The organism is Georgenia soli (assembly GCF_002563695.1).
Lineage (GTDB): Bacteria > Actinomycetota > Actinomycetes > Actinomycetales > Actinomycetaceae > Georgenia > Georgenia soli.
In genome coordinates this window covers 378,883-393,582 of record NZ_PDJI01000004.1, presented here as the reverse complement: position 1 = coordinate 393,582, position 14,700 = coordinate 378,883, and the positions used below count along the sequence as shown (strand labels likewise).

9 protein-coding genes and 1 tRNA gene are annotated in these 14,700 nt (G+C 71.5%); 6 read left to right on the top strand and 4 right to left on the bottom strand.

The window, feature by feature from the left end; translation table 11 throughout:
• Positions 1–247: 247 nt before the first annotated feature.
• The 6 genes from gltB (at position 248) to ATJ97_RS03130 (ending at position 10,414) form a co-directional block, all read left to right on the top strand.
• Positions 248–4,825: a glutamate synthase large subunit gene (gene gltB, locus ATJ97_RS03155; protein ID WP_098482497.1), complete on the top strand. Its 4,578-nt coding sequence runs from the start codon at positions 248–250 to the stop codon at positions 4,823–4,825.
• Positions 4,818–6,302: a glutamate synthase subunit beta gene (locus ATJ97_RS03150; RefSeq protein ID WP_098482496.1), complete on the top strand. Its 1,485-nt coding sequence runs from the start codon at positions 4,818–4,820 to the stop codon at positions 6,300–6,302. The genes gltB and ATJ97_RS03150 overlap by 8 nt, the downstream gene beginning before the upstream one ends.
• Before the next feature lie 218 nt (positions 6,303–6,520).
• On the top strand, positions 6,521–7,954 hold the full coding sequence (pyk, locus tag ATJ97_RS03145) for a pyruvate kinase (RefSeq protein ID WP_098482495.1): 1,434 nt from the start codon (positions 6,521–6,523) through the stop codon (positions 7,952–7,954).
• A 125-nt stretch (positions 7,955–8,079) separates the two neighbouring features.
• Positions 8,080–8,161 (top strand) — tRNA-Leu (locus ATJ97_RS03140).
• 145 nt (positions 8,162–8,306) lie between these two features.
• Positions 8,307–8,924, top strand: a complete 618-nt coding sequence (locus ATJ97_RS03135; protein WP_245862796.1) for an ANTAR domain-containing response regulator — start codon at positions 8,307–8,309, stop codon at positions 8,922–8,924.
• Between the two features lie 218 nt (positions 8,925–9,142).
• Entirely contained in the window at positions 9,143–10,414 is a 1,272-nt protein-coding gene (locus tag ATJ97_RS03130; protein ID WP_098482494.1) for an ABC transporter substrate-binding protein, read from the top strand.
• A gap of 65 nt (positions 10,415–10,479) precedes the next feature.
• On the opposite strand, the gene ATJ97_RS03125 is transcribed toward ATJ97_RS03130, so the two are convergent.
• The 4 genes from ATJ97_RS03125 to ATJ97_RS03110 are packed head-to-tail and all read right to left on the bottom strand — an operon-like array spanning position 10,480 to position 14,673.
• Positions 10,480–11,358: an ABC transporter ATP-binding protein gene (locus tag ATJ97_RS03125; protein ID WP_098482493.1), complete on the bottom strand. Its 879-nt coding sequence runs from the start codon at positions 11,356–11,358 to the stop codon at positions 10,480–10,482.
• Between the two features lie 10 nt (positions 11,359–11,368).
• The gene (locus ATJ97_RS03120; protein WP_098482492.1) at positions 11,369–12,244 is read right to left on the bottom strand and encodes an ABC transporter ATP-binding protein; all 876 of its coding nucleotides are present in this window, start codon (positions 12,242–12,244) and stop codon (positions 11,369–11,371) included.
• On the bottom strand, positions 12,234–13,220 hold the full coding sequence (locus ATJ97_RS03115) for a branched-chain amino acid ABC transporter permease (protein WP_098482491.1): 987 nt from the start codon (positions 13,218–13,220) through the stop codon (positions 12,234–12,236). Before ATJ97_RS03115 ends, ATJ97_RS03120 begins: the two co-directional genes overlap by 11 nt.
• Before the next feature lie 13 nt (positions 13,221–13,233).
• A complete protein-coding gene (locus ATJ97_RS03110) occupies positions 13,234–14,673 on the bottom strand; it encodes a branched-chain amino acid ABC transporter permease (protein ID WP_098482490.1) in 1,440 nt (479 codons plus the stop codon).
• Positions 14,674–14,700: the final 27 nt, after the last annotated feature.

Genomic DNA, 14,700 nt, shown 5'->3' with positions numbered 1-14,700 from the left:
GCGCGCCGTCGATCGCGCGTTGTCAGGCACGCGGGGGTCTTGACACAGAACGGCCTGTGGCCGTTCGCTGGGGTTCCCAGCCGGTGGCTTTCGTGGCCGAGTGTCAAGAATGTGGACACATTGCGTTAGCTGAGTGTCATCGGCGAGTAATATCTGCCCTCCACGGGACGACGACGACCCACCACATCAGCACCATGACGATGCGGAGCCGTCCTCCATGGGCCTCCGCAGTGAGGACAGCACGCGGATGGAGTCACCTCAGGTCTCTGGGCCTTTCCCCGTGCGCCCGCGCACGGGTCTGTACTCGCCCGACCGGGAGCACGACGCCTGCGGGGTCGCGTTCGTCGCGACGCTGCGCGGCACGCCGGGCCGCGACATCGTGGACGCCGGTCTGACGGCCCTGCTCAACCTGGACCACCGCGGCGCCGTCGGCGCCGAGGAGAACACCGGCGACGGCGCGGGCCTGCTCACCCAGGTCCCGGACGCCTTCCTGCGCGAGGTCGTCGACTTCGCGCTGCCGCCCGCCGGCCGCTACGCCGTCGGACTGGTCTTCCTGCCCGGCCCGGACGAGGACGACGCCGCCCGCACCGGTGCGGTCGAGCGGATCGAGGCCCTCGCGGCCGAGGAGAGCCTGACGGTCCTCGGCTGGCGTGACGTGCCGACCGACCCGTCCATGATCGGCCCCAGCGCCCTGGACTCCATGCCGACGTTCCGCCAGCTCTTCGTGGCGGCGGCCGACGGCGCGGCCGAGGGGATCGCCCTGGACCGGATGACCTTCCGGCTGCGCAAGCGCGCGGAGCACGAGACCGGGATCTACCTGGCTTCGCTGTCGGCCCGCACCCTCGTCTACAAGGGCATGCTCACGACGACGCAGCTGCGCCCGTTCTTCCCCGACCTGTCCGACCCGCGGTTCACCTCAGAGATCGCGCTGGTCCACTCCCGCTTCTCCACCAACACCTTCCCGTCCTGGCCGCTCGCCCAGCCGTTCCGCCTCGTCGCCCACAACGGCGAGATCAACACGGTGCGCGGCAACCGCAACTGGATGTCGGCCCGCCAGGGGATGCTCGCCTCCGAGGTGCTCGGCGACCTCGAGGACCTCCTGCCCGTGTGCACGCCGGGCGGGTCGGACTCGGCGACGTTCGACGAGGTGCTCGAGCTGCTCCACCTCGCGGGCCGGTCGCTGCCGCACGCGATGCTGATGATGGTCCCCGAGGCGTGGGAGAACCACACCTCGATGGATCCGGACCTGCGCGCGTTCTACGAGTACGCCTCGACGATCATGGAGCCCTGGGACGGGCCGGCCGCCCTGACCTTCACGGACGGCCGCGTGATCGGCGCGGTCCTGGACCGCAACGGCCTGCGGCCGGGCCGCTTCTGGGTCACCGACGACGGTCTCGTCGTCCTCGCTTCGGAGTCCGGCGTGCTCGACCTCGACCCCGAGCGGATCGTGCGCAAGGGCCGCCTCGAGCCCGGCCGCATGTTCCTCGTCGACACGGGGACCGGCCGCATCGTCGAGGACGAGGAGGTCAAGCGCAGCCTCGCCGAGGCGCACCCCTACCAGGAGTGGCTGGACGAGGGCCTCATCCACCTCGAGGACCTGCCCGACCGCGACCACGTCGACCACTCCCGCCTCTCGGTGGTGCGCCGTCAGCAGACCTTCGGGTACACGGAGGAGGAGCTGCGCCTCCTGCTCTCGCCGATGGCCGCGAACGGCGCCGAGGCGATCGGCTCGATGGGCACGGACACCCCGCTGGCCGTGCTCTCCGCCCGCCCGCGGCTGCTGTTCGACTACTTCACCCAGCTCTTCGCCCAGGTGACGAACCCGCCGCTGGACTCCATCCGGGAGGAGCTCGTCACCTCGCTGGCCGGCGCGATCGGCCCGGAGCCCAACATGCTCGTCGACTCGCCCAGCCACGCCCGCAAGGTGGTGGTGCCGTTCCCGACGATCGACAACGACCAGCTCGCCAAGATCAAGAAGATCGGCCGCACGCCGCGGCAGGGCAAGGGCTTCTCCGCCGTCGTCATCGAGGGTCTGTACCGCGTCTCCGGCGGGGGAGCGGCCCTCAAGGCACGGCTGGAGGAGATCTTCGACGAGGTCGACAACGCGATCGACGCCGGCGTGAGCTTCATCGTGCTCTCGGACCGCGAGTCGACGGCGGAGCTCGCCCCGATCCCGTCGCTGCTTCTCACCTCCGCCGTCCACCACCACACCCTGCGCCGGCAGACCCGCACGAAGATCTCCCTGATCGTCGAGGCGGGGGACGTGCGCGAGGTCCACCACGTGGCCCTGCTCGTCGGGTACGGCGCCGCGTGCGTCAACCCCTACCTCGCGATGGAGTCGGTCGAGCACCTCGTGCGCGACGGCGTCCTCGAGGGCGTGACGCCGGAGCAGGCCGTGAAGAACGTCATCAAGGCGCTCGGCAAGGGCGTGCTGAAGGTGATGTCCAAGATGGGCATCTCCACGGTGATGTCCTACCGCGGCGCCCAGGTGTTCGAGGCGATCGGCCTGTCCGAGGACCTGGTGGAGGAGTACTTCACGGGTACGCCCACGCCGCTGGGCGGCGTCGGCCTCGACGTCATCGCGGCGGAGGTGGCCGCCCGCCACGCGACCGCCTACCCGCCGTCGGGCATCTCCCCGGCGCACCGCACCCTGCGCATGGGCGGGGAGTACCAGTGGCGCCGCGAGGGCGAGCCGCACCTGTTCGACCCGGAGACGATCTTCCGGCTCCAGCACTCCACGCGCAGCCGCCGCTACGACATCTTCCGCAAGTACGCCCACGGGGTGGACGAGCAGTCCCGCCGGCTGATGACCCTGCGCGGGCTCATGAAGCTGCGCACCGGCGTGCGCGAGCCGATCCCCGTCGAGGAGGTGGAGCCGGTCAGCGAGATCGTCCGGCGCTTCTCCACGGGCGCGATGAGCTACGGCTCCATCTCCGCCGAGGCCCACGAGACCCTCGCGATCGCCATGAACATGCTGGGCGCGAAGTCCAACACCGGCGAGGGCGGCGAGGACACCGACCGGCTGCACGACCCGCGCCGCCGCTCGGCGATCAAGCAGGTCGCGTCGGGCCGGTTCGGCGTCACGGCCGACTACCTCACCAACGCCGACGACATCCAGATCAAGGTGGCCCAGGGGGCCAAGCCCGGCGAGGGCGGCCAGCTGCCCGCGCACAAGGTCTACCCCTGGGTGGCCAAGACCCGGCACTCCACGCCCGGGGTGGGACTGATCTCCCCGCCGCCGCACCACGACATCTACTCGATCGAGGACCTCGCCCAGCTCATCCACGACCTCAAGAACGCCAACCCGTCCGCCCGCATCCACGTCAAGCTCGTCTCCGAGATCGGCGTGGGCACCGTGGCGGCCGGCGTGGCCAAGGCGCACGCCGACGTCGTCCTCGTCTCCGGGCACGACGGCGGGACCGGCGCCTCCCCGCTGACCTCGCTCAAGCACGCGGGCGGCCCGTGGGAGATCGGCCTGGCGGAGACCCAGCAGACCCTCGTCCTCAACGACCTGCGCGACCGGATCGTCGTGCAGACCGACGGGCAGCTCAAGACCGGCCGCGACGTCGTGGTGGCCGCGCTCCTGGGCGCCGAGGAGTTCGGGTTCTCCACCGCGCCGCTCGTGGTGGAGGGCTGCATCATGATGCGGGTCTGCCACCTCGACACCTGCCCCGTGGGCGTGGCCACGCAGAACCCCGAGCTGCGCGAGCGCTTCACCGGCAGGGCCGAGCACGTGGTCACGTTCTTCGAGTTCGTGGCCCAGGAGGTGCGCGAGTACCTCGCCTCCCTCGGCCTCCGCTCGCTGGAGGAGGCGATCGGGCAGGTCGACCTGCTCGACGCCCGTGACGCCGTCGACCACTGGAAGGCCTCCGGGCTCGACCTCTCCCCGCTCCTGGTCAAGGTCGAGCCGAGGGAGGGCTCCGCCCTGCGGCAGGTCCGCGGCCAGGAGCACGGCCTCGAGCGGGCCCTGGACAACGAGCTCATCGCCCGGAGCGCGCCGGCCCTCGAGCGCGGCGAGCCGGTGCGGATCGACCTGGGGGTCCGCAACGTCAACCGCACGGTCGGCACCATGCTCGGCCACGAGGTCACCCGCCGCCACGGCGGCGACGGCCTGCCCGACGGCACGATCGACGTCACGCTGACAGGTTCTGCGGGGCAGTCCTTCGGGGCGGTCCTGCCCCGCGGGATCACCCTGCGTCTGGTCGGGGACGCCAACGACTACGTCGGCAAGTCCCTCTCCGGCGGCCGCATCGTCGTCCGTCCGGACCCGCGCAGCGTGTTCGCCGCGGAGGACAACGTCATCGCCGGGAACGTCGTCGGCTACGGCGCCACGTCCGGCGAGATCTTCCTGCGCGGCCGCGCGGGCGAACGGTTCGCCGTGCGCAACTCCGGCGCCACGCTCGTCGTCGAGGGGGTGGGGGACCACGCCGCGGAGTACATGACCGGCGGGACCCTGCTCGTCCTCGGCGGCACCGGGCGCAACCTCGGTGCCGGCATGTCCGGCGGCACCGCCTACGTCCTCGACCTGGACACCGCCAAGGTCAACGCACCGGCGCTCGCCGACGGCGACCTCATCCTCTCCCCGCTCGACCCCGAGGACGTCTCGATCGTCGCGGACCTGCTGCACCGCCACGCCGAGCTGACCGGCTCCACCGTGGCCGAGCAGCTGCTCGAGAATCTCGACGACCTCCCCGCGCGGATCACCAAGGTGCTCCCGCGTCAGTACGCCGCCGTCTCCGCCGCCCTCGTCCGGGCGGCCGAGGACGGCCTCGACCCGGCCTCGCCCGACGTGTGGGCCACGATCATGGAGGCGACCCGTGGCTGACCCCCAGGGCTTCCTGAAGTACCGCGAGCGCGAGCTCCCGGCCCGCCGGCCGGTGCCCGTGCGCATCCTCGACAACCGTGAGGTCTACACCAGGCGGCTCGAGGACTCCCCGGCGCTGACCCGGCAGGCCAGCCGCTGCATGGACTGCGGCGTGCCGTTCTGCCACAACGGCTGCCCGCTGGGGAACCTCATCCCGGAGTGGAACGAGCTCACCCGGCGCGAGGACTTCGCCGGCGCCATCGAGCGCCTGCACGCGACCAATAACTTCCCCGAGTGGACGGGACGGCTGTGCCCCGCCCCGTGCGAGACGGCGTGCGTCCTCGGCATCAACCAGCCCGCGGTGACCATCAAGCAGATCGAGCAGTCCATCGCCGACAACGCCTGGGACCTGAGCCTCGTCGAGCCGCAGATCCCCGAGCGCCTGACGGGCTCGACGGTCGCCGTGATCGGCTCCGGCCCGGCGGGGCTGGCCGCGGCCCAGCAGCTCACCCGCGCGGGGCACACGGTGGCCGTGTACGAGAAGGACGACCGGGTCGGCGGGCTGCTCACCTACGGCATCCCCGACTTCAAGATGGAGAAGGTCCAGGTCGACCGCCGGATCGAGCAGATGGAGGCGGAGGGCACCCGGTTCCGGCCCGGCGTCGACGTCGGCGGCACCGGCGAGGGCGCGCTGAGCGGGCAGGACCTGCTGGAGCGCTACGACGCCGTCGTCCTCGCCGTGGGCTCCACCGTCCCGCGCGAGCTGCCCGTCCCCGGCCGCGACCTCGGCGGGATCCACCCCGCCATGGAGTACCTGGTCCAGCACAACCGGGTCGTCGCCGGGCAGGACGTGCCCGACCAGATCCTCGCCACCGGCAAGGACGTCGTCATCATCGGCGGCGGCGACACCGGGTCGGACTGCCTGGGCACCGCGCTGCGCCAGGGCGCCAGGTCGGTCACCCAGATCGACATCAACCCGCTGCCGAGCGTCGAGCGGCCCGGCGACCAGCCGTGGCCGACCTACCCCAAGATCTACCGGGTCTCCACCTCGCACGAGGAGGGCGGGGAGCGGGTCTACGCCACCTCCACGGTCGAGCTCCTCTCGGACGGGTCGGCGGGCGGGGGCCAGGTGACCCACCTGCGCCTGGTGAACGTCGACCGCACCTCGGGCACCGCCGTCCCGATCGAGGGCACCGAGCGCGTCGTCCCGGCCCAGCTGGTGCTGCTGGCGCTCGGCTTCGCCGGGGTACCGCGCGGCGGGCTCGTCGAGCAGCTCGGCGTCGAGGTCGACGAGCGCGGGCGCGTCGTGCGGGACGAGACGTTCGCCACGTCCGTGCCCGGCGTGTTCGTCGCCGGCGACGCCGGACGCGGCCAGTCGCTCATCGTCTGGGCCATCGCCGAGGGACGCGCGGCCGCGGCGGCGGTGGACACCTACCTCGGCGGGGAGACCGACCTTCCCGCGCCGATCCTGCCCTCCACGGTGTCCGTCTCGGCCTGACCGGGTCCGCGAGACGGCCCGGAGCTCTTCCCGAAGGGAGCTCCGGGCCGCCGTGCGCCGGGCCGCGGACGTTCCCTGCGCCGTCGGCGAGGGCGGTCGGCGGGGAGGACGTTCGTCCGCCCTGGGCCGCCGCGGGTCCCAGATGTGGGCGAGGCCATAGGCCGCACCCGGTGGTCGCGCCGGGTGCGTCCGCACCCCCAGGCCCTAGGCTGGGGGCCATGCGTAGAGCGAAGATCGTGTGCACGATTGGCCCAGCCACAGCCTCACCCGAGAAGGTCCAGGAACTTGTCGACGCCGGGATGGACGTCGCCCGGATCAACCGGTCCCACGGATCCGTCGAGGAGCACGAGGCGGTCTACAACAACGTCCGGGCCGCGGCCCAGGCCTCCGGGCGCGCCGTCGCCGTCCTGGTGGACCTCCAGGGCCCGAAGATCCGGCTGGGCAACTTCGCCAACGGCAAGGAGGAGCTCCGCGAGGGTGACACGTTCACCATTACCACGGAGGACGTCCCCGGCAGCCGTGAGCTCGCCTCCACCACCTATGCCGGCCTGCCCGGCGACTGCACGCCCGGCGACCGGATCCTCATCGACGACGGCAAGGTCGCGGTGCGCGTCCTCGAGGTCGACGGCCCCCGCGTCATCACCCGCGTCGAGGTGCCCGGCCCCGTCTCCGACCACAAGGGCCTGAACCTGCCCGGCGTCGCCGTCTCCGTGCCCGCCCTGTCGGAGAAGGACAAGGACGACCTGCGCTGGGGCCTGAAGGTCGGCGCCGACCTCATCGCCCTGTCCTTCGTCCGCTCCGCCGCGGACATCGAGGACGTCCACGCGATCATGGACGAGGTCGGCCGTCGCGTGCCGGTCGTCGCCAAGGTCGAGAAGCCGCAGGCCGTGGACAACCTGGTCGAGATCGTTGACGCCTTCGACGCGATCATGGTGGCCCGCGGCGACCTCGGCGTGGAACTTCCGCTGGAGCAGGTGCCGCTCGTGCAGAAGCGCGCCATCGAGCTCGCCCGCCGCAACGCCAAGCCGGTCATCGTCGCCACGCAGATGCTCGAGTCGATGGTCACCAACCCGCGGCCGACCCGCGCCGAGGCCTCCGACGTCGCCAACGCCATCCTCGACGGCGCCGACGCGGTCATGCTCTCCGGCGAGACCTCCGTGGGTGACTTCCCGATCGAGACCGTGCGCACCATGGCCCGCATCGTGGAGAACACCGAGGAGAACGGTGGCGAGCGCATCGCCCCGCTCGGCTCCAGCCCGCACACGCGCGGCGGCGTCATCACCAAGGCCGCCATGGAGATCGGCGAGATGCTCGAGGTCAAGTACCTCGTCACCTTCACCCAGTCGGGCGACTCCGCGCGCCGGATGTCCCGCCTGCGCTCGCCCATCCCGCTGCTGGCGTTCACCCCGGACACGGACGTGCGCAACCGTCTCGCCGTGAGCTGGGGCGTGCAGACGTACACGGTGCCCGAGGTCACGCACACCGACGACATGGTCAACCAGGTCGACCAGATCCTGCAGACCTCCGGGCTGGCGGACGAGGGCGACCGCGTCGTCATCGTCGCCGGCATGCCGCCGGGGCAGGTCGGGTCCACCAACTCGATCCGCGTGCACAAGATCGGCGAGACCTACGCCAAGGCCACCCGCGCCTGATCACCCGCCACGGCCCCGCCCGGCAGCTGCCGGGCGGGGCCGTCGCTGTCCGACGGCGACGGTCGCTGGGCGGGCGCCTGTCCGGCGGCGGCCGCCGGGCGCGGTAGCCTGAGCGCCGCCGTCACGCTCCTGTGGTGGAACTGGCAGACACACCGCACTCAAAATGCGGCGCCGAGAGGCATGCGGGTTCGAGTCCCGCCGGGAGCACTTGGTGAAGCCTGTCACGTGCGGGCTTTGCGGTGCTGCCCCCGTCAGGACCTCGCTATAGGCTTGCCGCGTGACAGACAACGAGAACGACGCCGCGACCAGCGCCGACGCGGTCGACATCACGACGGAGGACGCCCCCCTCGACCTGCCCGGCCCCGAGGCCGGGGCCGCGGAGGAGACCGGTACGCGCCGCCGTGTCGTCGTCGCGGAGGACGAGACCCTGATCCGCCTCGACATCGTCGAGTCGCTGACCGAGGCCGGCTTCGACGTCGTGGGTGAGGCCGCCAACGGCGAGCAGGCCGTCGCCCTGGCCGACGAGCTCGAGCCCGACGTCATCGTCATGGATGTCAAGATGCCTGTGATGGACGGCATCACCGCCGCGGAGCGGATCATCGCCAACCGCACCTGCGCTGTCGTCATGCTCACGGCCTTCTCCCAGAAGGAGCTCGTCGAGCGGGCGCGCGACGCCGGCGCGATGGCCTACGTGGTCAAGCCCTTCACGCCCGCCGACCTCCTGCCGGCCGTCGAGATCGCGATCTCCCGCCACCAGGAGATCACCTCCCTGGAGTCCGAGGTCGCCAGCCTCGCGGAGCAGTTCGAGACCCGGAAGCGCGTGGACCGCGCCAAGGGCCTCCTCATGACGAAGATGGGCCTGAGCGAGCCGGAGGCCTTCCGCTGGATCCAGAAGACGTCGATGGACCGCCGGCTCACCATGCGTGAGGTCGCCGACGCGGTCATCGAGCAGGTCGGCGGCAAGAAGTAGCCGTCCGCCCGTCTGTCGTCCGGCCCGGCCCCTCGAGGGGCCGGGCCGCCGTCGTCGCGTCAGGGCCGTCCGAATGTGACGTACGCCACAATCGTGACCGTTCTGTTACACAGTTGCGACATGACGCCCTGACACGGGCGGTGCCCGTGAATAGGTTGGCGCGCACGAGACACGCGCGGTCGCGGGGATCGAGGCGTGACGCAACCTGAGGAGACGGCATGACTCGCAAGACCACAGCTCGTTCCTTGGCCCTCGTCGCCGCGCTGTCGATGACGCTCGCCGCCTGCTCCGGAGGAGGTGGCGGGGACGAGGGCACCGCCGCTCCGGGTGCGACCGGGGGCTCGGGCGGCCTCAAGATCGGCACGCTGCTGCCCGTCACCGGGTCGCTCTCGCAGCTGGGTCCGCCCGAGATCGCCGGCGTCGACCTGGCGGTCAAGGAGATCAACGACGCCGGCGGCGTGCTCGGCAAGGAGGTCGAGGTCTCCCACAAGGACTCCTCCGACGCGGACAACGCTCAGGTGGCCACCCAGTCCGTGACGGAGCTGGTCCGCGAGAACGTCTCCGCGATCGTGGGCGCGGCCTCCTCGCAGGTCACGCTGAACGTCGTCGACGACGTCACGGGGGCGGAGATCGTGCAGATCTCCCCGGCGAACACCTCGGCGACGCTGTCGGGGTACTCCCCGTTCTACTTCCGCACCGCGCCGCCCGACACCGTCCAGGGTGACGTGCTCGGCAATCTCATCGTCAACGACGGCCACGCGAACGTGGGCGTCCTCGTGTTCAACGAGGACTACGGCACCGGTCTGCGCGACGTCGTGAAGAAGGTGGTCGAGGACGCCGGCGGCACCATCACGTACGGGAACCCCGGCGACGAGTTCGACCCCACCGAGCAGAACTTCTCCACGATCGTCGGCAACGCCCTCGCGACGAAGCCGGACGCCATCGCGATCATCGCGTTCACCACGCAGACCCCCCTCATCGTGGCGGAGCTGGTCAACCAGGGCTTCGACATGTCGAAGACCTACTTCGTGGACGGCAACCTGCAGAACTTCGGCACCGACTTCGACCCGGGCACCCTCGAGGGAGCGCAGGGCACGCAGCCGGGGGCGTTCCCCAGCGACGAGTTCCGGGCCCGTCTGAAGGAGGTGAACCCGGACCTCAAGGACTTCAACTACGCCGCGGAGTCCTACGACGCCGTGATGCTCGCCGCGCTGGCCGCCGTGCGGGGCGAGGGCACCGACGGCCCCACCATCCAGAAGAACATGGCCGCGGTCTCGGGCGCCGACGGCGGGACCGAGTGCACCGGCTTCTCCGAGTGCGCCGACCTGCTCGGCAAGGGTGAGGACATCAAGTACCAGGCCGTCTCCGGCATCGGGCCCTTCAACGAGGAGAACGACCCCTCGGCGGCCAACATCGGCATCTACCTCTTCGACGCGGAGAACAACAACCACTTCCAGCGCGTCGAGTACGGCGAGGTCGTCGAGTCCTGATCCGCCGACGGCGAGGGCGGCGACGGCGCAGCCCGAATCAGCCCACGCTGGTCCAGCGCAGTGGGTCAGCCCACGTGGGCGCCGGGAGCGTCGTCGTCGCCCTTACCCGCCCGCTCGCCCTTGTCCGCCCGCTCGCCCTTGTCCGCCTCTTCGACGCCGCGCTGCGCCTGCTCGACGTCGGCGGCGAGGGTGCCGAGGTAGAGCTCGATGACCTTGGGGTCGTCCATGAGCTTCCGGCCGGGCCCGGAGTAGGCGTTGGCGCCCTGGTCGAGCACGTAGGCGCGGTCGCAGATCTGCAGGCAGCGGCGGGCGTTCTGCTCGACGATGACGACGGAGACCCCGGACCTGTTGATCTTGCGGGTACGGATGAACGCCTCGTCCGCCCGGACCGGTGACAGGCCCGCGGAGGGCTCGTCGAGCAGCAGCACCTTGGGGTCCATCATCAGGGCCCGGGCCATGGCGACCATCTGGCGTTCCCCGCCCGAGAGCGACCCGGCGCGCTGGCGCCGCCGGTCGCCGAGCGTGGGGAAGATGTCCACGATCGCCGCGAAGCGCTCGATGAAGCGCCGTGGGTCCTGGTAGAGCCCCATCTGCAGGTTCTCCTCGATCGTGAGCGAGGGGAACACGTTGTTGTTCTGGGGCACGTAACCGATGCCGCGGCGTACGAGGGTGTCGGCCCGCTCGTTGGTGATGTCCTCGCCGTCGAGGAGGACGGTGCCGGAGCGGACCTTCACGAGGCCGAACAGGGCCTTGAGCATCGTCGACTTCCCGGCGCCGTTCGGCCCGATGATGCCGACGAGCTCGCCGGGGTGGACCTCGAGGTTGCAGCTGTTGAGGATGTTGACCCCCGGCAGGTAGCCGGCCACCAGCTCGCGGGCCTCGAGGATCGGCCGTCCCGGGGGCGCACCGGCGTGCAGGGCGCTACCGCTCGTCGACGTCGTCATCGCTGTCCTCCTAGTCCTCGAGCAGCGAGTCGTCGCCGAGGTCGCGGTCCTGGTGCGACCCGAGGTAGGCGTCGACGACCGCCTGCTCGTGCATGACGCTGCGCGCGGGTCCCTCGGCAACGATCCGGCCCTCGGCCATGACGACCACCCAGTCGGAGATGTGGCGGACCATGTGCATGTCATGCTCGACGAAGAGGACGGTCATGCCCTCGTCACGCAGGCTGGTGATGTGGCCCAGCAGCGACTGCGTCAGGGCCGGGTTCACGCCGGCCATGGGCTCGTCCAGCATGATCATCACCGGGTCGCTCATGAGCGCCCGCGCCATCTCCAGCAGCTTGCGCTGCCCGCCGGAGAGGCTGCCGGCGAAGTCGTCCTTCTTGGCGTCGAGGCGGAACCGGGCGAGAAGCTCCAGCGCCTTGTCGGTGATCTCCCGCTCGCGCGAGCGCCACAGGCCGGGCAGAAGCGCCGCGCCCAGCCGCTCGCCGGGCTGGTCGCGGGCGCCGAGGCGCATGTTGTCGAGCACGGTCATCCGGCTGAGCGCCTTGGTCAGCTGGAACGTGCGGACCATGCCCTCGCGGGCCACGCGGGCGGCCCCGTCGCGCTCGACGGACCGGCCGTCGAACGTCCAGCGGCCGGAGTCGGCCCGGTCGAAGCCGGTGACGAGGTTGAAGAACGTCGTCTTGCCGGCGCCGTTGGGGCCGATGAGTGCCGTGATCGCGTGCCGGGCGATCTCCAGGTGCGCGACGTCGACGGCCTTGATCCCGCCGAAGGTGCGGGTGACGTCGTCGGCCACCAGGATGGGGTCCGGCTTCGCCGCGCCAGGGACGCGCTCGACGGCGGTGAGGTCGGCGCGGGGCGGCCGGGTGGCCGTGGTCTCATCGGGCATCGATCGCCAGCTCCTTCTCGTCCCCGAGGAGGCCCTGCGGTCTGAAGACGATGAGGAGCATGAGGGTGATGCCGACGAGGATCCAGCCGAAGTTCTCGATCTCGCCGACCGTCATCACCTGCTCCGGCACCGCGGCCCGCATGAACGACTTGATGAGCATGAGCGTGGCCCAGAACAGCATGGAGCCGAGGATCGGGCCGAACACCGTGGCGGCCCCGCCGAGCAGCAGGATCGTCCACACGTAGAACGTCGTGGGTCTGCCGAGGGCGTCCGGCTGCACGGCCCGGGGCAGGACGTAGAGAATGCCGGACAGCGCGCCGATGACGCCCCCGAGCACGAGCGCCTGCATCTTGTAGGCGAAGACGTTCTTGCCGAGGGACCGGACGGCGTCCTCGTCCTCCCGGATCCCCTTGAGCACCCGGCCCCACGGGCTGCGCATGAGCCGCCAGACGAGCAGGGCGCCGAGGATCACGACCACCCAGCCGACCAGGCGCAGCCACCAGCTGTTCGAGGCGTTCATCGCGTACGTGAAGGGCCCCAGCGTCAGGCTGCCGTCCGGGAACGGCGAGGCGCCGTGGAAGGTGGTCTTGAAGGCGTTGCCGAGCAGGCCGTTCGACGCGCCGGTCAGCTCGGTCAGCGCGGTGGAGCGGCCGACGAGCCGGACGATCTCCGCCGCCGCGATGGTGACGATCGCCAGGTAGTCGCCGCGCAGCTTCAGGGTCGGGATGCCGAGGATCAGCGCGAAGACGACGGCGCACGCGATCGCCACGGCCACCGCGAACCACAGCGGGTGGCCCGCGATCGTGGAGATAGCGAACCCGTACGCGCCGAGCAGCATGAAGCCGGCCTGGCCCATGTTCAGCAGCCCCGTCAGCCCGAAGTGGACGTTGAGGCCGATGGCGGCGAGCGCGAAGGCGGCGGTCGTGGGCGCGAACAGCTCGCCGGCGACGTTGGTGACGAGGTTGGACCATTCCACGGGTGCCTCCGGGTCAACCGATGCGTTCGGCGCGGCCGAGGATGCCCTGGGGCCGCAGCAGCAGGACGAGGATGAGGATGAGCAGCGCCGCGGCGTAGCGCATGTCGCTGGGGATGAGCAGCGTCGAGAGCTCGACGACGAGGCCGATGACCAGCGAGCCCGCCAGCGCCCCGAAGGCGGTGCCCAGGCCGCCGAGGGTGACGGCGGCGAACATCAGCAGCAGCAGCGCGGTGCCCATGTTCCACCGGGTGGCGTTGAGGTAGAGGCCGAGCAGCACGCCGCCGAGGGCCGCCAGCCCGGCGCCCACGGTCCACACGAGGCGCACGATGCGGTCGACCGCGATCCCGGAGGCCGCGGCGAGGGCGGCGTTGTCGGCGACGGCGCGGGTGGCGCGCCCGATGCGGGTACCGGTGAGGAAGTAGCCGACGCCGGCGAGCACGAGCACGGCGATGACCACCGAGACGGCCGACTGCTCGGTCAGGCGAACCGGGCCGATCTGGACGATGCCGGGGCTGGAGGTGACGATGCGCAGGCTCCCGCCGCCGGCGAGCAGGTTGAACGTGTACTGCAGGCTCAGCGAGAGGCCGATCGTGACGATGATCTGCTGGACCAGGCCGATGCCCTTGCGCCGCAGCGGCCCCCAGATGCCACGGTCCTGCAGGTAGCCGGAGAGCAGGCCGCCCAGCACGGCCAGCGCACCGGCCACCGGCAGCGGCAGGCCCTGCACCTGCACGAAGAAGTACGCCAGCAGCGCCCCGAGCGTCACCTGCTCCCCGTGGGCGAAGTTGCTCAGCCCCGTCGTGCCGTACAGCAGCGAGAGTCCGACGGACGCGAGCGCCAGGAGCAGGCCGAAGATGAGGCCGGAGGCGACGAGCTGGACGAACCGGCCGCCGGCGCCGCCGCTCCCGGCCGCCGCGCTCTCCGGTGCCACGTCGGCCTCGTCGCCGCCCTGGCCGTCGGGCGGGACCGCAGCTCCGCCGTCGTCCGTGGTCGGTGCCTCGGACGTGGGGGCGCCGCCCGCGCCGCCCGCCACCGGAGCGCCGAGCGGGAACAGCGCCCCTGTGGTGCCGCCGAGCTCCACGGTGACGGTGCGGGGGTTGGCGCCCGGGTCGCGCAGCGTCTCGCCGGCGGGCAGCGTCCCCTCGTCGAGGGTGACGGTGTACTCGCCGGCGGCGGTCACCGCGGCGCTCCACCGGCCGGTGTCGTCCGTCCTCGCCTCGACCGACTGCCCCTGGCCCTCCACCTTCAGGACGACGCCGGCCGCGGGCTGACCCGCGGCGCTGCGGATGGTGCCGCCGATGCAGCCGGTGCTCGCGTCGGCGACGCACGCCGCGGACGCCGCGGCCGCGCCTGGCGTGGACCACAGGGGCAGGACGAGCAGCAGGGCGCCAAGGAGCGCGACGACGGCCGGGAGGAGTGCGCGTCGCGGAGCGCGGGGATGACCCGATGTCACCGGGGTCTCCGTCCTGTCGGCCGACCT

Coding starts and splice junctions, on each gene's coding strand:
- pyk (WP_098482495.1), top strand. CDS start 6,521: ATGCGTAGAGCGAAGATCGTGTGCACGATTGGCCCAGCCACAGCCTCA.
- ATJ97_RS03130 (WP_098482494.1), top strand. CDS start 9,143: ATGACTCGCAAGACCACAGCTCGTTCCTTGGCCCTCGTCGCCGCGCTG.
- gltB (WP_098482497.1), top strand. CDS start 248: ATGGAGTCACCTCAGGTCTCTGGGCCTTTCCCCGTGCGCCCGCGCACG.
- ATJ97_RS03120 (WP_098482492.1), bottom strand. CDS start 12,244: ATGCCCGATGAGACCACGGCCACCCGGCCGCCCCGCGCCGACCTCACC.
- ATJ97_RS03125 (WP_098482493.1), bottom strand. CDS start 11,358: ATGACGACGTCGACGAGCGGTAGCGCCCTGCACGCCGGTGCGCCCCCG.